Annotated in this window: 16 protein-coding genes; 10 read left to right on the top strand and 6 right to left on the bottom strand. The window is 59.1% G+C overall.

The genetic code is table 11. The features are described 5' to 3' along the window. Positions 1 to 25 precede the first annotated feature (25 nt). The 3 genes from uvrD (at position 26) to C1Y42_RS20155 (ending at position 4,747) form a co-directional block, all read left to right on the top strand. Positions 26 to 2,188: a DNA helicase II gene (uvrD, locus tag C1Y42_RS20165; protein WP_104094222.1), complete on the top strand. Its 2,163-nt coding sequence runs from the start codon at positions 26 to 28 to the stop codon at positions 2,186 to 2,188. 321 nt (positions 2,189 to 2,509) lie between these two features. Next, positions 2,510 to 3,463 carry a magnesium/cobalt transporter CorA gene (gene corA / locus C1Y42_RS20160; protein WP_010617090.1) on the top strand — a complete coding sequence of 318 codons (954 nt, stop codon included), beginning with the start codon at positions 2,510 to 2,512 and terminating at the stop codon, positions 3,461 to 3,463. Positions 3,464 to 3,694: 231 nt separating this feature from the next. Next, positions 3,695 to 4,747, top strand: coding sequence for an AbrB family transcriptional regulator (locus C1Y42_RS20155; protein ID WP_058775517.1), 1,053 nt, complete (start codon positions 3,695 to 3,697; stop codon positions 4,745 to 4,747). Here the strand turns inward: C1Y42_RS20155 and rarD are convergent. Together rarD and C1Y42_RS20145 are read right to left on the bottom strand one after the other, a co-directional pair. Further along, positions 4,718 to 5,617 carry an EamA family transporter RarD gene (gene rarD / locus C1Y42_RS20150; RefSeq protein ID WP_021506967.1) on the bottom strand — a complete coding sequence of 300 codons (900 nt, stop codon included), beginning with the start codon at positions 5,615 to 5,617 and terminating at the stop codon, positions 4,718 to 4,720. The two genes, C1Y42_RS20155 and rarD, sit on opposite strands and share 30 nt — an antisense overlap. Before the next feature lie 42 nt (positions 5,618 to 5,659). Next, positions 5,660 to 6,130 (bottom strand): thioesterase family protein, encoded by a 471-nt coding sequence (locus C1Y42_RS20145; protein ID WP_031279610.1) that lies wholly within the window; start codon positions 6,128 to 6,130, stop codon positions 5,660 to 5,662. Between the two features lie 164 nt (positions 6,131 to 6,294). Here C1Y42_RS20145 and pldA point away from each other — a divergent pair, with 164 nt between their 5' ends. The 3 genes from pldA to rhtC are packed head-to-tail and all read left to right on the top strand — an operon-like array spanning position 6,295 to position 9,653. Continuing rightward, complete coding sequence (gene pldA / locus C1Y42_RS20140; RefSeq protein ID WP_021506965.1) at positions 6,295 to 7,173, top strand: phospholipase A; 879 nt, start codon at positions 6,295 to 6,297, stop codon at positions 7,171 to 7,173. 20 nt (positions 7,174 to 7,193) lie between these two features. Continuing rightward, positions 7,194 to 9,017, top strand: coding sequence for an ATP-dependent DNA helicase RecQ (recQ, locus tag C1Y42_RS20135; RefSeq protein WP_058758115.1), 1,824 nt, complete (start codon positions 7,194 to 7,196; stop codon positions 9,015 to 9,017). Between the two features lie 12 nt (positions 9,018 to 9,029). Then, positions 9,030 to 9,653, top strand: coding sequence for a threonine export protein RhtC (rhtC, locus tag C1Y42_RS20130; RefSeq protein WP_021506963.1), 624 nt, complete (start codon positions 9,030 to 9,032; stop codon positions 9,651 to 9,653). Between the two features lie 81 nt (positions 9,654 to 9,734). Here the strand turns inward: rhtC and rhtB are convergent, their stop codons facing one another. Then, positions 9,735 to 10,358, bottom strand: coding sequence for a homoserine/homoserine lactone efflux protein (gene rhtB / locus C1Y42_RS20125; RefSeq protein WP_021506962.1), 624 nt, complete (start codon positions 10,356 to 10,358; stop codon positions 9,735 to 9,737). Positions 10,359 to 10,461: 103 nt separating this feature from the next. Between rhtB and pldB the strand changes: the two genes are divergently transcribed. Beyond that, positions 10,462 to 11,457, top strand: a complete 996-nt coding sequence (pldB, locus tag C1Y42_RS20120) for a lysophospholipase L2 (RefSeq protein ID WP_058775518.1) — start codon at positions 10,462 to 10,464, stop codon at positions 11,455 to 11,457. A gap of 32 nt (positions 11,458 to 11,489) precedes the next feature. Continuing rightward, complete coding sequence (gene yigL, locus C1Y42_RS20115; RefSeq protein ID WP_104094221.1) at positions 11,490 to 12,290, top strand: sugar/pyridoxal phosphate phosphatase YigL; 801 nt, start codon at positions 11,490 to 11,492, stop codon at positions 12,288 to 12,290. A 34-nt stretch (positions 12,291 to 12,324) separates the two neighbouring features. Here yigL and glpT read toward each other — a convergent pair whose 3' ends face one another. Next, complete coding sequence (glpT, locus tag C1Y42_RS20110) at positions 12,325 to 13,662, bottom strand: glycerol-3-phosphate transporter (protein WP_104094220.1); 1,338 nt, start codon at positions 13,660 to 13,662, stop codon at positions 12,325 to 12,327. 405 nt (positions 13,663 to 14,067) lie between these two features. Here glpT and C1Y42_RS20105 point away from each other — a divergent pair, with 405 nt between their 5' ends. Then, positions 14,068 to 14,946, top strand: a complete 879-nt coding sequence (locus tag C1Y42_RS20105; protein ID WP_104094219.1) for a carboxylate/amino acid/amine transporter — start codon at positions 14,068 to 14,070, stop codon at positions 14,944 to 14,946. Here the strand turns inward: C1Y42_RS20105 and C1Y42_RS20100 are convergent. Both C1Y42_RS20100 and metR read right to left on the bottom strand, forming a co-directional pair. Next, positions 14,943 to 15,425 carry a DUF1456 family protein gene (locus C1Y42_RS20100; protein WP_021506956.1) on the bottom strand — a complete coding sequence of 161 codons (483 nt, stop codon included), beginning with the start codon at positions 15,423 to 15,425 and terminating at the stop codon, positions 14,943 to 14,945. The two genes, C1Y42_RS20105 and C1Y42_RS20100, sit on opposite strands and share 4 nt — an antisense overlap. Before the next feature lie 90 nt (positions 15,426 to 15,515). Beyond that, complete coding sequence (gene metR / locus C1Y42_RS20095) at positions 15,516 to 16,448, bottom strand: HTH-type transcriptional regulator MetR (RefSeq protein ID WP_104094218.1); 933 nt, start codon at positions 16,446 to 16,448, stop codon at positions 15,516 to 15,518. A 226-nt stretch (positions 16,449 to 16,674) separates the two neighbouring features. Between metR and metE the strand changes: the two genes are divergently transcribed. After that, the gene (gene metE, locus C1Y42_RS20090) at positions 16,675 to 18,945 is read left to right on the top strand and encodes a 5-methyltetrahydropteroyltriglutamate--homocysteine S-methyltransferase (protein WP_104094217.1); all 2,271 of its coding nucleotides are present in this window, start codon (positions 16,675 to 16,677) and stop codon (positions 18,943 to 18,945) included. Positions 18,946 to 18,967 lie beyond the last annotated feature (22 nt).

Below are 18,967 nucleotides of genomic sequence, written 5' to 3'. Positions count from 1 at the left end.
ATCCTACTTGCTTAAAACGGTGCTTATGGACGTTTCCGATCTGCTTAACGGCTTGAATGACAAACAGCGCGAAGCGGTCGCCGCGCCGCGCAGCAATCTGCTGGTGCTGGCCGGAGCAGGCAGCGGTAAAACCCGCGTGCTGGTGCATCGCATCGCCTGGCTGTTGTCGGTAGAGAACTGCTCGCCTTACTCAATCATGGCGGTGACCTTCACCAACAAGGCGGCGGCGGAGATGCGCCACCGTATCGACCAGCTGATCGGGACCAGTCAGGGCGGCATGTGGATTGGTACCTTCCACGGCCTGGCGCACCGTTTACTGCGCGCGCACCACCTGGATGCCGGGCTGCCGCAGGATTTCCAGATCCTCGACAGCGAAGATCAGCTGCGTCTGCTCAAGCGCCTGATCAAAGCCATGAACCTCGACGATAAGCAGTGGCCGGCGCGTCAGGGCATGTGGTACATCAACGGCAAAAAGGATGAAGGGCTGCGGCCTAAGCACATCGAAAGCTACGGCAATCCGGTGGAGCAGACGTGGCTGCGTATCTATCAGGCGTACCAGGAAGCCTGCGATCGCGCCGGGCTGGTCGATTTCGCCGAACTGCTGCTGCGGGCGCATGAGCTGTGGCTCAACAAGCCGCAGATTCTCAATCACTACCGTGAGCGCTTCAGCAATATTCTGGTGGACGAATTCCAGGACACCAACAACATTCAGTACGCGTGGATTCGCATGCTGGCAGGCGAAAGCGGCCGGGTCATCATCGTTGGCGATGACGATCAGTCCATTTACGGCTGGCGCGGCGCGCAGGTGGAGAACATCCAGCGTTTCCTGCAGGATTTCCCAGGCGCGGAAACCATCCGTCTTGAGCAGAACTATCGCTCCACCAATAACATTCTGAAAGCAGCCAACGCCCTGATTGCCAATAACAATGGCCGTCTGGGGAAAGAGCTGTGGACCGATGGCAGCGACGGCGAAAAGATTTCGCTGTATTGCGCGTTCAACGAGCTGGATGAAGCGCGCTTTGTCGTCAATCGCATCAAAACCTGGCATGAAAACGGCAACGCGCTGCAGGATTGCGCCATTCTCTACCGCAGCAACGCCCAGTCGCGCGTGCTGGAAGAGGCGCTGCTGCAGGGCAGCATGCCGTACCGCATTTACGGCGGCATGCGCTTCTTCGAGCGCCAGGAGATCAAAGATGCGCTGGCCTATCTGCGGCTGCTGGCCAACCGCAACGACGATGCGGCATTCGAGCGCGTGGTCAACACGCCGGTGCGCGGCGTTGGCGATCGCACGCTCGACGTGGTGCGCCAGACCGCGCGTGAGCAGCAACTGACGCTGTGGCAGGCCACGCGCGCACTGCTGCAATCCAAAGCGCTGGCCGGCCGTGCCGCCTCGGCGCTGCAGCGCTTCTGCGAGCTGGTGGATGCGCTGGCGACGGAAACCGCTGAGCTGCCGCTGCACGTCCAGACCGATCGGGTGATTAAAGACTCCGGCCTGTGGCTGATGTATGAGCAGGAAAAGGGCGAAAAAGGCCAGGCGCGTATCGAAAACTTAGAGGAACTGGTTACCGCCACGCGCCAGTTCAGCTATCAGGACGAAGACGAAGATCTGATGCCGCTGCAGGCGTTTCTGTCGCACGCGGCGCTGGAAGCTGGCGAAGGCCAGGCGGACAAATGGCAGGATGCGGTGCAGCTGATGACGCTGCACTCGGCGAAAGGGCTGGAGTTCAGCCAGGTGTTTATCGTCGGCATGGAAGAGGGCATGTTCCCGAGCCAGATGTCGCTGGACGAAGGCGGCCGGCTGGAGGAGGAGCGTCGCCTGGCGTATGTCGGCGTGACGCGCGCGATGGAGAAGCTAACGCTCACCTACGCCGAAACCCGTCGCCTTTATGGTAAGGAAGTGTATCACCGGCCATCGCGTTTCATTGGTGAACTGCCGGAAGAGTGCGTGGAAGAGGTGCGGCTGCGCGCCAGCGTGAGTCGGCCGGTGAGTCATCAGCGCATGGGCACACCGGTGGCGAAGAGCGACAGCGGCTTCGCGCTCGGGCAGCGCGTGCGCCACGCTAAGTTCGGCGAAGGCACCATTATCAATCTGGAAGGCAGCGGCGAGCACAGCCGTCTGCAGGTGGCCTTCCAGGGCCAGGGCATCAAGTGGCTGGTGGCGGCTTACGCCCGGCTGGAAACCGTGTAGCGCGGTTGCGCTACCTTGACGACTTTTTCGTCTCAGCGTAACATGCGCGCACTATTATCATGAGAGGACAATGCCTTGGACGCGCCCAGTCGATGCTGGCTCTATACCCTGGTTAACAGGGACAATTTCTAAGGCTACCTCTTTAACGCGGGTAGCCTTAGCGGTTATCAGCGACCTCCCTTTTTGATCCCGTCGCACGAGTCAGCACTGATTTACCCTTGAAGCGAAAGTTTCCGCGTTCAGGCTTTGCCGTGCCCGTGGTGCCAGCAGCACTGCGGTTCACCGCCTTGTCCCATGTCGTCTGCAATGGGGAGTATTGCTATGCTGAGCGCATTTAAACTGGAGCGCGATCGCCTGACGCGCATCGAGCTGGAAGACAACAACGACAAACTCAACACCTCGGTGTGGGTCGATCTGATCGAGCCGGACGACAGCGAGCGTGAGCGCGTGCAGTCGGAACTGGGGCAGAGCCTGGCAACGCGCCCCGAGCTGGAGGACATTGAGGCCTCGGCACGTTTCTTCGAGGACGAAGACGGCCTGCACATCCACTCCTTTTTCTTTTTTGAAGATGCTGAAGATCACGCCGGCAACTCCACCGTGGCGTTTACCATCCGCGAAGATCGCCTGTACACACTGCGCGAGCGTGAGCTGCCGGCGTTCCGCCTGTACCGCATGCGCGCGCGCAATCAGCAGCTGACCGATGGCAACGCCTACGAACTGCTGCTCGATCTGTTCGAAACCAAAATCGAGCAGCTGGCGGATGAGATCGAGAACATCTATAGCGCGCTGGAAAAACTCAGCCGCGTGATCATGGAAGGGCAGCAGGGCGAAGAGTACGACGACGCGCTATCGCGCCTGGCGGAGCTGGAAGATATCGGCTGGAAAGTGCGTCTGTGCCTGATGGATACCCAGCGTGCGCTGAACTTCCTGGTGCGTAAAGCGCGGCTGCCGGGCAATCAGCTGGAGCAGGCGCGCGAGATCCTGCGCGACATCGAATCGCTGCTGCCGCACAACGAATCACTGTTCCAGAAGGTTAACTTCCTGATGCAGGCGGCGATGGGCTTTATTAACATCGAGCAGAACCGCATCATCAAAATCTTCTCGGTGGTGTCCGTGGTGTTCCTGCCGCCGACGCTGGTGGCCTCCAGCTACGGCATGAACTTTGAGTTTATGCCGGAGCTGAAGTGGAGCTTTGGTTATCCCGGCGCGATTGGCCTGATGATTCTCGCCGGGCTGGCGCCGTATCTCTATTTCAAACGGAAGAACTGGCTGTAATCGCACAGCATTGCATCATCGCACAGAACCGTAGCGGCGCGATTCATCGCGCTTTGTCTAACGGATGCTCAGCATATTGCGCCGTGGCATTCGCGTTATTAATACGCAAACCTGAGCGCAATAAATTGCGCCGCTACAACAGCGTGCGGTCTTTTGCTGGCGCCTTACCCCTGACGCGCCAGCGCTAATCTGCTAACCTGTTGCCTCAACTCACTTTCTGATTTCCACCTTATGGCGCGTTTCTCTTTGCGGCAGCAGTGGGCGCTGCTGCTGACGGCTTCGCTGGTGCTGGGCTGCCTGCTGCAGCTATTGCACCTGCCGGCCGCACTGCTGCTCGGTCCGATGATTGTCGGTACCATTATGGGGCTGAGCGGCGCAACCGTGCGCATCGACAAACGGCTGTTCGTGCTGGCGCAGGCGGTGCTGGGCTGCATGATCGGCCAGAGCCTGTCGCCTGCGATCCTCTCGCCGCTGCTTGATGACTGGCCGGTGGTGCTGGCGGTGCTGCTGCTGACGCTGGCGGCCAGCGGGCTGTCCGGTTTTCTGCTGGTGCGCTTTAGCTCGCTGCCGGGACCGACCGGCGCGTGGGGATCGTCGCCGGGCGGCGCGTCCGCAATGGTGGCGATGGCGGGCGATTTCGGCGCCGACGTGCGGCTGGTGGCGTTTATGCAATATCTGCGCGTACTGTTTGTCGCCACCGCGGCGGCCGTGGTGGCCCGCATCGGCCTCGGCAGCAGCGGTGCTGCCGCCCACATTGTCTGGCTGCCGCCGCTGCACAGTGGCTTCGTGCTGACGCTGCTGGTGATGGTGGCGGGCGCGTGGCTGGGGCAGAAACTGCGTATCCCGTCCGGCGCGCTGCTGCTGCCAGCGCTGATGGGTGCCACGCTGCACGGAACAGGTGTCGCGACGCTGCAGGTGCCGGAGTGGCTGCTGGCACTGGCCTATGCGCTGATCGGCTGGAGCGTTGGCCTGCGCTTTACCCGGCCGATCTTTTTGCTGGCGCTGCGCACGCTACCGCAAATGATCGCCTCGATTATCGGCCTGATGCTGCTGTGCGGGGGGCTGGCGTGGATGCTGACGCGCGTGCTGCACGTCGATCTGATGACCGCTTATCTGGCAACCAGCCCGGGCGGGCTGGATACGGTGGCGATTATTGCTGCTGGCAGCCGGGTCGATATCGCGTTTGTCATGGCGCTGCAGACGCTGCGTCTGTTTACCATTCTGCTCACCGGCCCGGCGATGGCCCGTTTTATCTCACGCTATGCGCACGCGCGTGCGGGCTGAAAACAGCAGCGCGTCCAGAATGAAGATCGCCAGCGCCAGCCAGATGAAGCCGAAGGTCACCATTTTATCCGGCGTCAGGCTCTCACCGTAAAACAGCACCGCCAGCAGGAACATCAGCGTCGGCCCCAGATATTGAAAGAAACCGACCGTCGACAGGCGCAGGCGCGCGCAGGCGGCGGCGAACAGCATCAGCGGAATGGTGGTAATGATGCCGGCGGCGATCAGCTTGAGGTTCAGGCTGAGCGGATTAGCGCTGAGGTGGCTGGTGGCGCTGTCGGCAAAGCCAAACAGATAGATGGCCGCCAGCGGGAACAGCCACGCGGTTTCAATCAGCATACCGCTCTGTGCATCTACCTGAATCTTCTTGCGCACCAGTCCGTACAGCGCGAAGCTCAGCGCCAGGCCGAGGCCGATGACCGGCAGCGAACCGAACTGCCACAGCTGCACCAGCACGCCGGTGGCCGCCAGCAGCACCGCCAGCCACTGCAGGCGGCGGAAGCGCTCACGCAGAAATAGCATGCCAAACACCACGTTAATCAGTGGGTTAATAAAGTAGCCGAGGCTGGCCTCCAGCATATGCTGATTATTCACCGCCCAGATAAACAGCAGCCAGTTGCCGCCGATGGTCAGTGCGGTCAGCGCCAGCAGCAGCACTTTTTTCGGCTGGGCCAGCACGCTGCGCACCTGACGCCAGCTGCGGCTCAGGGTAATCAGTCCCAGCATAAACAGGGCCGACCAAATCACACGGTGGGTCATAATTTCTGTCGGAGGCACTTCTTTGACCAGCTTGAAGTAGGCCGGTGCGATGCCCCAGATAAAGTAAGCGCCCAGCGCATAAAAAATGCCCTGACGCGTTTGTTGCGTATCCATCATCTATTCCAGAAAGCGGCGAGTGTGGCAGGCCGCGCGAAGTTAACCAATAAGATAGGTCGCAGTCGCAGTGGCGATGTAATCGCCCTGCTGATTGTGCAATTCGACGCGCGCAACCGCGACTTTATTCCCGGCGCGCAGCAGGCTGCTGGTGGCGACAAAGCGCTCGCCGCGGCCCGGGCGCAGGTAGTCGACGCGCATATCAATGGTGCCCATGCGCGACAAGCGCTGACGCAGCTCCTCTTCGCTGATGCTCTGCTGGCGCGACAGCGCATGGCTGACGCACACCAGCCCGGCGGCAACATCCAGCACTGAGGCAATCACGCCACCGTGCAGAATCTGCTGCGCGGCGTTACCCACCAGCATGGTTTTATTGGCAAAGCCGAGTTCGGCGTAATCGGCTTCAAGGCGATCCAGCTCAAGGCCCAGTGCCTGATTAAACGGCATGTGATAGACAAAAATTTCGCCAATCAGCCGGCGCGCTTCCTGCTGTGTCAGCATCGGGGATGACATTTTTCCTGCCTTAAGATGTTAAAGAATTGTGTATATTATGCCGCGTTCGCGCCGCTTTCCAGTTTCAGAAATCCGCGCTAATCAACCACCGGGTTTGCGTGTAGAATGGCGTGCTTTTTGAACCGTCGCCCGACGATAACTTTTGCAGCGCTCTGGAGAATTCTATGCGTAAGCAGTACGCCTTGCTGGCCGCGGCATTTATGGTTCCTGCGCTGGCGCAGGCCGATGAAGCCACCGTGAAAGAGGTTCATGACGCACCAGCAGTGAAGGGCAGTATTATCGCTAACCTGCTGGAAAAACACGATAACCCATTCGTGCTTTATCCCTATGAAAATAACTATCTGCTTTACACCTACACCAGCGACATGAATAAAGAGGCGATTTCCTCTTACAACTGGGCAGACAAAGCGAAAAAGGATGAAGTAAAATTCCAGCTCAGCCTGGCGTTTCCGCTGTGGCGCGGCATTTTGGGTGACAACTCGGTGCTGGCCGCGTCGTATACTCAGCGCTCCTGGTGGCAGCTGTCGAACCGGGGGGCTTCATCACCGTTTCGTGAAACCAACTATGAGCCGCAGATTTTTCTCGGCTGGGCCACCGACTATTCGCTGGGCGGCTGGACATTACGCGACGTCGAGCTGGGTCTGAATCATCAGTCAAATGGCCGCAGCGATCCCACGTCACGCAGCTGGAACCGCGCTTACGCCCGTCTGATGGCGGAGAATGGCAACTTCCTGGCGGAAATCAAACCCTGGTATCGTCTGCCGGAAAGTGCCAGCAACGACGATAACCCTGACATCACCAAATACATGGGCTACTACCGCGCGAAGCTGGGCTATATGCTCGGCGACAGCATTTTCAGCGTGGAAGGCAACTACAACTGGAATAGCGGCTACGGCGGTGCCACCTTCGCGTGGAGCTATCCGATTTCTGAACACGTGCGCTTTTACACGCAGCTGTTCAGCGGTTATGGTGAATCCCTTATTGACTATAACCATCGCCAGACGCGTCTTGGCGTCGGCGTAACGCTTAACGATCTGTTCTAACCAGTCAAAACAGGATTACCGTGGCAACATCGGCAGTGCTTAATCAGGAAATGCTGGCGCAGCAGGTATTACAGGATACCTTCGGCTATCAGCAGTTCCGTCCGGGTCAGCAAACCATCATCGAAACCGCGCTGTCAGGGCGCGACTGCCTGGTGGTGATGCCGACCGGCGGCGGCAAATCGCTGTGCTATCAAATCCCGGCGCTGGTGCGCGAAGGGCTGACGCTGGTGGTTTCGCCGCTGATTTCACTGATGAAAGATCAGGTTGATCAGCTGCTGGCGAACGGCGTGGCGGCGGCGTGCCTTAACTCGACGCAGACGCGTGAGCAGCAGCAGCAGGTGTTTGCGGACTGCCGCAGCGGCAAACTGCGGCTGCTGTACATCGCGCCGGAACGTCTGATGATGGATAACTTCCTCGACACCCTGCAGCACTGGAATCCGGTGATGCTGGCCGTCGATGAAGCGCACTGTATTTCGCAGTGGGGCCACGATTTTCGTCCGGAATATGGCGCGCTCGGTCAGCTGCGCCAGCGCATTCCGCAGCTGCCGGTGATGGCGCTGACCGCCACCGCCGATGAAGCCACGCGTAACGACATCGTGCATCTGCTGCAGATGCACGATCCGCTGATTCAGATCAGCAGTTTTGACCGTCCCAACATTCGCTACACGCTGGTGGAGAAGTTCAAGCCTACCGAGCAGCTGCTGCGCTATGTGCAGGATCAGCGCGGCAAAAGCGGCATCATCTACTGTAACAGCCGCGCCAAAGTGGAAGACACCGCTGCGCGTCTGCAGAGTCGCGGCATCAGCGTTGGCGCTTATCATGCCGGCATTGACAGCGAGCAGCGCGCACGCGTGCAGGAAGCCTTTCAGCGTGACGATTTGCAAATCGTGGTCGCGACCGTGGCGTTCGGCATGGGCATCAACAAGCCCAACGTGCGTTTTGTGGTGCACTTCGACATTCCGCGCAATATCGAATCCTACTATCAGGAGACCGGCCGCGCCGGGCGTGATGGCCTGCCGGCGGAAGCGATGATGTTGTACGACCCGGCCGACATGGCGTGGCTGCGTAAGTGTCTGGAAGAGAAAGCGCCCGGGCCGCTGCAGGATATTGAACGCCACAAACTCAACGCCATGGGCGCGTTTGCCGAGGCGCAAACCTGCCGTCGTCTGGTCTTGCTTAACTACTTTGGTGAAGGTCGCCAGCAGCCGTGCGGCAACTGCGATATCTGCCTCGATCCGCCGCGGCGCTATGACGGCCTGGTCGAAGCGCAAAAAGCGCTGTCGGGCATTTATCGTACCGGGCAGCGTTTTGGGATGAGCTATATTGTTGAAGTTTTGCGCGGCTCAACCAACCAGCGCATCCGCGATAACGGCCACGACAAACTGCCGGTGTACGGCCTCGGGCGCGAGCAGAGTCAGGAGCACTGGGTCAGCGTGCTGCGTCAGCTGATCCATCTGGGCATGGTGACGCAAAACATCGCCATGCACTCGGCGCTGCAGCTCACCGAGGCCGCGCGCCCGGTGCTGCGCGCTGAAGTGCCGCTGATGCTGGCGGTACCGCGTACCGTGACGGTGAAAAGCCGCAGCAGCGCGCCAAAAGTCTACGGCGGCAATTACGATCGCAAGCTGTTCGCCAAGTTGCGTAAGCTGCGTAAAGCCATCGCCGACGAAGAGAATATTCCGCCTTACGTGGTGTTTAACGACGCCACGCTGATTGAAATGGCAGAACAAATGCCGGTCAGCGCTTCAGAGATGCTGAGCGTGAACGGGGTCGGTCATCGCAAACTGGAGCGCTTCGGTAAGCCGTTCCTGCTGATGATCAAAGAACATCTTGATGAAGAATAAGGGAAATAAACCATGCTGATGTTATTTGCCACCGTCGCGCTGGTGCATCTGGTTGCGCTGATGAGTCCGGGACCGGACTTCTTTTTTGTCTCACAGACTGCCGCCAGCCGCTCGCGCAAAGAGGCGATGATGGGCGTGCTCGGCATTACGCTGGGGATTGTGATTTGGGCCGGTGTCGCGCTGATGGGCCTGCATCTGATTCTGGAGAAAATGGCGTGGCTGCATGAAATCATCATGGTCGGTGGCGGGCTGTATCTGCTGTGGATGGGCTGGCAGCTGCTGCGCTCGGCGCGTCAGCGTCACAAGCAACCGCATACGGAAGCGCCGGTGGTTGAGCTGCCAAAGCGTGGCATGAGCTTCCTCAAAGGGTTTCTCACCAACCTGTCTAACCCGAAAGCCATCATCTACTTCGGCAGTGTGTTTTCACTGTTCGTGGGCAACGATGTGGGCGCGATTGAGCGCTGGGGCCTGTTCCTGTTGATCGTCGGTGAAACCTTTGCCTGGTTTACCCTGGTGGCAGCGATTTTTGCCCTGCCGTGGATGCGCGATAAGTATCAGCGGATGGCGAAGTGGGTGGACGGTATGGCGGGCGTGCTGTTTGCCGGGTTTGGTATTCACCTCATCATCTCCCGATAAGATTCCGAAACGTAGCGGCGCAATTTATTGCGCGTTTCAACTGGGCGCGATAAAGCGTGCCGCTACGATCAGTGCCAATCGTTACGCCATTTTACGTGCGCTGGCCAGCAGTGCGCCGACCGCCATAAACAAGCCACCAAACACCCGGTTCAGCAGCTTCATCTGCTTCGGACCTTTGATCCAGCCAGCAATGCGCGTCGCCAGCGTGGCGTAACCAATCATCACAATGATGTCGACCACGATGGTGGTCACGCCGAGCACCAGATACTGCATCAGCTGCGGCTGGTGCGGCACGATAAACTGCGGAAACAGCGCGGCGAGAAACACAATGCTCTTTGGATTGGTGAGATTCACCAGCAGCGCTCGCTGAAACAGACGACGACGCGGCATCGCTTTGGCCACCGCATTGAGATCGATTCCGCCCGCTGAGCGCCACTGCTGAATGCCAAGCCACACCAGATAGGCCGCGCCCGCCCATTTCAGTACCTCAAACGCCAGCACCGACTGCGAAAATAGCGCGCCCAGACCGGCGCCCACCAGCACAATATGCACGGCGAGACCCAGCTGTAATCCGGTAATTGAGGCTGCCGCACCGCGATAGCCGTGGCTGATGCCGGTGCTCATGGTGTTGATCGCGCCGGACCCGGGCGAGAGGCTGAGGATGGTCGTGGTTAACAGGTAGGTTAACCACCATTCAATGGTCATGGGTGACATTCCCTGAAGAGAGTGAAGTGTGACACAATACGCCAGAAAATCGCGCTGCGCTATTAAGTGCAGAGCCGCGTTTGACGTTTTTTCAGGGGGACGGATGCAGCAGCATAAACAGAGTTGGCTCGGACGTGAGCACGCTTTTTCAGCCTTTGCTACCGGTCCGCTGCTCGACTTCTGGCGTCAGCGTGAAGAGTGTGAATTCAGCGGCGTGGGCAATCTGACCATTCGCTATGTGCGCTTCACCTCACCGCAACACCGCCGTGTCATCCTGATTGTGCCCGGACGCATTGAAAGCTACATCAAATACCCCGAGCTGGCCTATGACCTGTTCCACTGCGGCTACGATGTGGTGATTATCGACCATCGCGGTCAGGGGCGTTCAGACCGGCTGCTGGCCGATTCGCATCGCGGACACGTGGTGGAGTTCAGCGATTATGTCGACGATCTGGAAACGCTGTATCTGAAAGAGATCGTCAGCCATCACTATCAGCAGCGCTACGTGCTGGCGCACTCGATGGGCGGCGCAATTGTGGCGCTGTTCCTGGCGCGTCAGCCGCAGGCCTTCCACGCGGCGGTGTTTTGTGCGCCGATGTTTGGTATCGTGCTGCCGCTGCCGCCGTTTCTGGCGCACCGCATTCTCGACTGGGCGGAAAAGCTGCCCGCGCTGCGCGACGGCTACGCGCTGGGCACCGGACGCTGGCGCGCCAGCCCGTTTGGCATTAACCGGCTGACGCACAGTCGCGAACGCTATCGTCGCAATCTGCGCTTTTACGCTGACGATCCGGCGATTCGCGTCGGCGGCCCGACCTATCACTGGGTGCGGGAAGGGATTCAGGCCGGACGCCATATCCTTAATCAGGTGGCGCAGATTACGACACCGATTCTGCTGCTGCAGGCCAGTGAAGACGACGTGGTGGATAACCGCGCGCAGGATCTGTTTTGTGAGGCCATGGCGGCAGCGGGACATGCGGTGGAAGGCACCACGCCTTACATCATTCAGGGCGCGCGTCACGAGATCCTGTTTGAAACAGACGCCATGCGCGCCGAAGCGCTCAATGCGGTGGTCGACTTTTATCAGCGCCACCGTGACTAATGTATTCTTAGACATCAATACCAGAGGCCTACATGTACCACATCGTTGCATCCGACCTGGATGGCACGCTGCTTTCTCCGCAACATCGTCTGACGCCGTTTGCCCGCACCACGCTGCAGGAACTGGTGGCGCGCGATGTGCATTTTATCTTTGCCACCGGACGCCACTACATCGACGTCGGTCAGATGCGCGATAAGCTCGGCATTCCGGCGTATATGATCACCTCAAACGGCGCGCGCGTGCACAACGCCGACGGCGAACTGGTGTTCAGCCACAATCTGGACAGCGATATCGCCAGCGAGCTGTATGGCCTGAAGTATCACGATGAGAAAATCCTGACGCACGTTTACCGCGACGATGAGTGGCACATCAGCCGCCATAATCCGCAGGAAGCGGAGTTTTTCCAGGAATCGGTGTTCATCTATCAGGTGTATCAGCCCGGCATGCTGGCCACCGACGGCATCAGCAAAGTGTTCTTCACCTGCGACGATCCGGAGCATCTGGTTCCGCTGGAACAGGCGATTGAAGCGCGCTGGGGTGACCGGGTTAACGTCAGTTTCTCGCTGCCCACCTGTCTGGAGGTGATGGCTGGCGGCGTCTCGAAAGGGCACGCGCTGGAAGCGGTGGCGAAACAGCTTGGCTATTCGCTGAAAGAGTGCATCGCGTTTGGCGACGGCATGAATGATGTCGAGATGCTGAGTATGGCGGGCAAAGGCTGCATCATGCGTAACGCCCATCAGCGCCTGAAAGATACCCTGCCGACGCTGGAAGTGATTGGCAGCAACGCCGACGACGCGGTGCCGCAGACGCTGCGTAAGTTGTTCCTCGCCTGAATAAAACGGGCCGGTATGCACCGGCCCGCTCAGATTACGCCTGCTGCTTGTGGCGATGCTCGCTGACCATGGTCAGCAGCAGTAACACCACCGCCAGCACCGATCCGACAATCATCACTAAGAAACCGCCGTCCCAGCCGAAGAAATCCACGGTGTAACCGACAATCGCACTGGCCGCCACCGATCCGCCGAGATAGCCGAACAGACCGGTAAAGCCTGCCGCAGTGCCGGCCGCTTTTTTCGGTGCCAGCTCCAGCGCGTGCAGACCAATCAGCATCACCGGACCGTAGATCAGGAAGCCAATGACGATCATGCAGATCATATCTATGCCCGGATTGCCCGGCGGGTTCAGCCAGTAAATGATGGTGGCGATGGTCACCAGCGTCATGAAAAACACCCCGGTGGCGCCGCGATTGCCGCGGAATACCTTGTCCGACATCCAGCCGCACAGCAGCGTGCCCGGAATCCCGGCGTATTCGTACAGGAAATAGGCCCACGAGGATTTATCCAGCGTGAAGTGCTTCACCTCTTTCAGATAGGTTGGTGACCAGTCGAGGATGCCGTAGCGCAGCAGATAAACGAACACGTTGGCCAGCGCGATGTACCACAGCAGCTTATTCGGCAGCACGTACTGCATGAAAATCTGCTTCGCCGTCAGCTCCTGTTCGTGGTTCTCGCTGTAATCCGGCGGATAGTCATTCTTCCATGCCTCAATCGGTGGCAGCCCGCACGACTGCGGCGTATCGCGCATCAGCGCAAAAGCGATGATGGCGACGAGGATGGCACCAAACGCCGGCATATAGAGCGCGGCTTTCCAGTCGTTAAACCACGCCATGCCGAGCAGGAACAGCAGCGGAGGAATGCCGCCACCCACGTTGTGCGCGCAGTTCCATACCGACACAATGCCGCCGCGCTCTTTCTGCGACCACCAGTGCACCATGGTGCGTCCGCACGGTGGCCAGCCCATGCCCTGGAACCAGCCACACAGAAACAGCAGCACGAACATCACCATGATGCTTGAGGTTGCCCACGGCACGAAGCCCATCACCAGCATCACGGCGGCGGCGAGAATCAGGCCGGCGGGCAAAAATACCCGCGGGTTGGAGCGATCCGAGACCGATCCCATGATGAATTTGGAAAAACCGTAGGCGATGGAGATGCCGGAGAGGGCAAAGCCAAGGTCGCCGCGGGAAAAGCCCTGTTCGACCAGGTAAGGCATCGCCAGCGCAAAGTTTTTGCGCACCAGATAATAGGCGGCGTAGCCAAAGAAAATGCCGAAGAAGATCTGCCAGCGCAGACGACGATAGAGCGGATCGACGCGATCATCCGCCACCTGGGGCTGGTGTGGTGCAGGTTTAAAAATACTCAACATAAGAATGGCCCTCCAGGGCGCAATATAGTTATCGATTCCCAGCAGGTTGGGGCAAAAACAAGGTACGACGATGAACAGAAAGCAACCTTTCCATTTCGCGCACAGAATAGTGATGGTTACGCGCAGTTACTGTGACGTGTGACACATATGTTACAGTTTTATGACAATAAAGAGCGATATAAACCAGCAAATGTTGGATTTCGCGCATTTGTGCCAGAGGAAATGGCGCGCCGCCTCATAAAAATCGCCGCCCGCCGGTCAACCCGCCATGCGGACGCGTGCCTGCTGACCGGGCAGCGAAGATGCGATCGTGTTTAATTTCATCATATGTCAACCAGATTATCCCGCCAGCGCGCTGTAGTTTGTTTACACTAGCGCCAGTGTTGAACTTTAGGATGCATAACCGTGCTGTTGCTGATCGTTACCACCATTCTGTGGGCTTTTTCTTTTAGTTTAATCGGGGAGTATCTGGCGGGGCAGGTGGATACCTGGTTCTCGGTGCTGATGCGTTTAGGCCTGGCGGCGCTGATCTTTCTGCCGTTTCTGCGCTGGCGCGGTTATCGCGCCTCAACGTTGCTGCTCTATATGCTGGTGGGCATGCTGCAATTAGGCATCATGTATCTGATCAGCTTCGAGGCTTATCTCTATCTCAGCGTGCCGGAATTTCTGCTGTTTACGGTGATGACGCCGCTGTATGTCACGCTGATTTATGACCTGCTCAGCAAGCGCCCGCTGCGCATTGGCTATGCCTTCAGCGCGCTGCTGGCGGTGCTCGGTGCGGCCATTATCCGCTACGACAAAGTCAGCGATGATTTCTGGTTCGGGCTGCTGCTGGTGCAGGCGGCTAACATCTGCTTTGCGATTGGCATGGTGGGCTATAAGCGCCTGCAGGAAGTCCGCCCGATGCCGCAGCACACCGCGTTCTCGTGGTTCTATCTCGGCGCAGTGCTGATCGCGGTGATCGCCTGGTGCATCTGGGGCAATCCGCACAAGCTGCCGACCACCACGCTGCAGTGGGGCGTGCTGGTGTGGCTGGGCGTGGTTGCGTCCGGGCTGGGTTACTTCATGTGGAACTACGGCGCGACCCAGGTCGATGCCGGGACGCTGGGCATTATGAACAACATGCACGTGCCGGCAGGATTACTGGTGAACCTGGCGATCTGGCAGGAGAAGCCGCACTGGCCGAGCTTTATCGCCGGGGCGATAGTGATTTTTGCGTCCCTGTACGTGCATAAACGCTGGGTACTGGGACACACGGCCAAAAGCGGCAGCTCAGGCGCTTAGCTTTTTTTCGCGGGTGTCGATGGCCGCTGAATCAGCGTTAAGCCTTTCAGGAAGTTACGCAGAATCTGGTCACCGCACTCGCGATAATTTTTATGATCCGGGTTGCGGAAAATCGCGCCGATTTCAGCCTGTGACACCTTGAAGTTAGCCTTCAATAAGATATCCGGGATATCGGTGGTTTTCAGCGCGAAGGCGATGCGTAACTTCTTGAGAAAGATATTATTGTTCATGCGGCGCTCAACCGACGGGGCCGGCGCGTCTTCGCTTTTGCCGCGACGGTAGAAAATCAGACCGTTGAGGAAGTAGCCCATCAGCACATCCGGCAGTTTACGAAACGCCTCATCGTCATCTTTCTTCAGCCACGCCTGCACATCTTCACGCGGTACTTCACTGCCCGCCAGCGCAAAAATCTCCACCACTTTGCTGTCGCTCAAATCCAGCATATAGCGCACGCTGCGCAGCACATCGTTATTGGTCATGGTGAAACTCTCCGGTAGCGGTTAAGGCGGCGCATTATAGAGCAGGCAGGGCGGGGATAACAGCACGGGCGACATTGGCCGCCCGCGGCATCAGGGCGAGACCGGCTGCAGTGAACCGGGGCGCGAGGCATCGCGCACGTAAGGCAGGTGCTCGCAGGCGTGCTGACGGGCAAAGCGCACAAAGGCCTCCAGCACCGGCTGCCGCTGCTCGCCGTCGCGCATCGCCGCGTATAAACGGCTCCACAATCCGTCGCCCAGCGTGCGTGTCACCACCAGCCCCTGGTGCTCAAAGCTCTCTACCACCCAGTGCGGCAGCGCGGCAATGCCCATGCCGGCCGACACCATCTGGATCAGCAGCAGCGTATTATCCACGCTCTTCAGCGCCGGGCTGACGCCGGCTGGCTGTAAGAAGTTACGCCACACGTCCAGCCGCTGACGCTGTACCGGATAGATCATCAGCACCTCATCGGCCAAATCTTCCGGCGTGATGTGAGCCAGCTGCGCCAGGCGGTGATCCGGCGCCAGCACCAGCCGCACCTCAAAATCAAACATCGGCGCATAGAACAAACCGCTGCGCGGCAGAATATCGGACGTCAGCACCACGTCCAGTTCGCCCTGCTGCAGCGCCGGCTGCGGATCAAAGGTCACGCCGGATTTGAAGTCCATCACTACCTGCGGCCAGCTCTGACGGAAATTGTTCAGGGCCGGTGTCAGCCACTGGATGCAGCTGTGGCATTCGATAGCGATGCGCAACGTGGTCTGATGCGGCTCATGACAGGCCTGCAGCGCCTGCTGGATCTGCGGCAGAATCTGCTCCGCCAGCTGCAACAGAATCTCTCCCTGCGGCGTAAAACGGAGCGGCTGGCTCTTACGCACGAACAGCCGAAAGCCCAGCCGCTGTTCCAGGTCGCTGAACTGGTGAGACAACGCCGATTGCGTCTGATGAAGCTGGGCGGCGGCGGCAGCCAGCGAGCCGGTGTGCCGTAACGCCTGCAGCGTCCGCAGGTGTTTGAGTTCGATCATGAGAGTCCTTCACATCGAGATTGAACAAATTGCGCTTGAGACACATACAGTACCCGCAGATTATAGCGGTGTAAACATCTGGACGGCTAAACATCTCAGTCAGACGCGACGGCCACTTTACCTTTGTCCAGCTAACACGCTCAGCGCACGGCAGGATTGCCCGCTGGATGAACGTAAATCGGTTGCTGCGACTGTCGCACAGCGAACAACTTCTGGAGAATCTCACATGACCATTCTGAATCATACTCTCGGTTTCCCTCGCGTCGGACTGCGCCGCGAACTGAAAAAAGCGCAGGAAAGCTACTGGGCCGGGAACAGCTCACAGGACGAACTGCTGGCGGTGGGTCGTGAACTGCGCGCCCGTCACTGGCAGCAGCAGAAAGACGCCGGTGTTGATCTGCTGCCGGTCGGCGATTTTGCCTGGTACGATCACGTGCTGACCACCAGCCTGCTGCTCGGTAACGTACCGGCACGGCACCAGAATAAAGACGGCTCGATTGACCTCGACACCCTGTTCCGTATCGGTCGCGGTCGGGCGCCCAGCGGTGAGCCTGCGGCGGCGGCAGAGATGACCAAATGGTTTAACACCAACTATCACTACATCGTGCCGGAATTTACCCAGGGTCAGCAGTTCCGTCTCAGCTGGACGCAACTGCTGGACGAGGTGGATGAAGCGCTGGCACTCGGCCACACCATCAAACCGGTGCTGCTGGGGCCGGTGACCTATTTGTGGCTGGGTAAGGTGAAAGGTGACGCCTTTGACCGCCTGTCACTGCTGCAGGCCATTCTGCCGGTGTACCGTCAGGTACTGGCTGAACTGCATCAGCGCGGCATCGAATGGGTGCAGATTGATGAGCCGGCGCTGGCGCTGGAACTGCCGCAGGCGTGGCGCGAGGCGTTTAAACCGGCGTACGACGCGCTACAGGGCGAAGTAAAACTGCTGCTGACCACCTACTTTGACAGCATTGGTCAGAATCTTGATGTCATCAAAACGCTGCCGGTGCAGGGCCTGCATGTTGATCTGGTGCACGGCAAAGACGATCTTCAGCAGCTCAACCAGCAGATCCCGGCGGACTGGCTGCTGTCGCTGGGGGTGATCAATGGCCGTAACGTCTGGCGCGCCGATCTCACCCGCTGGTTTGAGCGCCTGCAGCCGCTGACCGGCCAGCGTCAGCAGCTGTGGATCGGTTCCTCCTGTTCGCTGCTGCACAGCCCCATTGACCTGAGCGTCGAAACCCGCCTCGACGACGAGGTAAAAAGCTGGTTCGCCTTTGCGTTACAGAAGTGTACGGAGCTGTCGCTGCTGAGTCAGGCGCTGAACCAGCACGATGCCGCTGCGCTGCACGCCTGGAGCGCGCCGATTCGCGCCCGGGCAAACTCTGCTCGCGTGCATAATCCCGCCGTGGCGCAGCGTCTGGCGCAAATCCAGGCCAGAGACACTGAGCGCAACAGCAGCTACACCGTGCGTGCTCAGGCGCAGCGTCAGCGCTTTAACCTGCCGGCATGGCCTACCACCACCATCGGTTCTTTCCCGCAGACCACCGAGATCCGCGGCCTGCGCCTCGACTTCAAAAAAGGCAACATTGACGGCGGCCACTACCGCACCGGTATCGCGGAACACATCCGGCAGGCGATTGCGGAGCAGGAGCGTCTGGGGCTCGACGTGCTGGTGCATGGCGAAGCCGAGCGTAACGACATGGTGGAGTACTTCGGCGAAAACCTCGACGGCTTTGTTTTCACGCAGAACGGCTGGGTACAGAGCTACGGCTCGCGCTGTGTTAAGCCGCCGGTGATCATCGGGGACGTCAGCCGCCCGCAGCCGATCACCGTCGAGTGGGCAAAGTATGCGCAGTCGCTGACCGACAAACCGGTGAAGGGCATGCTGACCGGACCGGTCACCATCCTGTGCTGGTCGTTCCCGCGGGAAGACGTGACGCGCGAAACCATCGCAAAACAGATTGCGCTGGCGCTGCGCGACGAAGTGCAGGACCTGGAAAAAGCCGGTATCGGCATCATTCAGATTGACGAACCGGCGCTGCGTGAAGGCTTGCCGCTGCATCAGTCTGACTGGGCAGCCTACCTGCGCTGGGCGGTGGACGCGTTCCGCCTCAACGCTGCGGTGGCGCAGGACGAGACGCAGATTCACACCCACATGTGTTATTGCGAGTTCAACGACATCATGGATTCGATCGCCGCGCTGGACGCCGACGTGATCACTATCGAAACCTCACGTTCTGATATGGATCTGCTGGATGCGTTTAAAGCGTTCGAATATCCCAATGAAATCGGGCCGGGCGTGTATGACATCCACTCACCCAACGTACCGAGCGTGGAGTGGATGGAAGATCTGCTGCGCAAAGCGGCGCAGAGTATTCCGCAGCAGCGCCTGTGGGTGAATCCGGACTGCGGCCTGAAAACGCGCGGCTGGAGTGAAACGCGTCAGGCGCTGGCCAACATGGTGAAAGCGGCGCAGAAGCTGCGCGCCGAAACCGTTTGATGGCAGGATAATACGTTGTGTT

The organism is Pantoea sp. ICBG 985 (assembly GCF_002928365.1).
In the GTDB taxonomy this organism is placed as follows: Bacteria; Pseudomonadota; Gammaproteobacteria; order Enterobacterales; family Enterobacteriaceae; genus Pantoea; species Pantoea dispersa.
Note: the sequence above shows the minus strand (reverse complement) of the source record. Positions and strands in the feature narration are given on the sequence as shown.

Bases quoted from the DNA above. Each gene is read 5' to 3' on its own strand.
- uvrD (WP_104094222.1), top strand. From the start codon at position 26: ATGGACGTTTCCGATCTGCTTAACGGCTTGAATGACAAACAGCGCGAA.
- corA (WP_010617090.1), top strand. From the start codon at position 2,510: ATGCTGAGCGCATTTAAACTGGAGCGCGATCGCCTGACGCGCATCGAG.
- C1Y42_RS20155 (WP_058775517.1), top strand. From the start codon at position 3,695: ATGGCGCGTTTCTCTTTGCGGCAGCAGTGGGCGCTGCTGCTGACGGCT.
- rarD (WP_021506967.1), bottom strand. From the start codon at position 5,617: ATGGATACGCAACAAACGCGTCAGGGCATTTTTTATGCGCTGGGCGCT.
- C1Y42_RS20145 (WP_031279610.1), bottom strand. From the start codon at position 6,130: ATGTCATCCCCGATGCTGACACAGCAGGAAGCGCGCCGGCTGATTGGC.
- pldA (WP_021506965.1), top strand. From the start codon at position 6,295: ATGCGTAAGCAGTACGCCTTGCTGGCCGCGGCATTTATGGTTCCTGCG.
- rhtC (WP_021506963.1), top strand. From the start codon at position 9,030: ATGCTGATGTTATTTGCCACCGTCGCGCTGGTGCATCTGGTTGCGCTG.
- rhtB (WP_021506962.1), bottom strand. From the start codon at position 10,358: ATGACCATTGAATGGTGGTTAACCTACCTGTTAACCACGACCATCCTC.
- pldB (WP_058775518.1), top strand. From the start codon at position 10,462: ATGCAGCAGCATAAACAGAGTTGGCTCGGACGTGAGCACGCTTTTTCA.
- yigL (WP_104094221.1), top strand. From the start codon at position 11,490: ATGTACCACATCGTTGCATCCGACCTGGATGGCACGCTGCTTTCTCCG.
- glpT (WP_104094220.1), bottom strand. From the start codon at position 13,662: ATGTTGAGTATTTTTAAACCTGCACCACACCAGCCCCAGGTGGCGGAT.
- C1Y42_RS20100 (WP_021506956.1), bottom strand. From the start codon at position 15,425: ATGACCAATAACGATGTGCTGCGCAGCGTGCGCTATATGCTGGATTTG.
- metR (WP_104094218.1), bottom strand. From the start codon at position 16,448: ATGATCGAACTCAAACACCTGCGGACGCTGCAGGCGTTACGGCACACC.
- metE (WP_104094217.1), top strand. From the start codon at position 16,675: ATGACCATTCTGAATCATACTCTCGGTTTCCCTCGCGTCGGACTGCGC.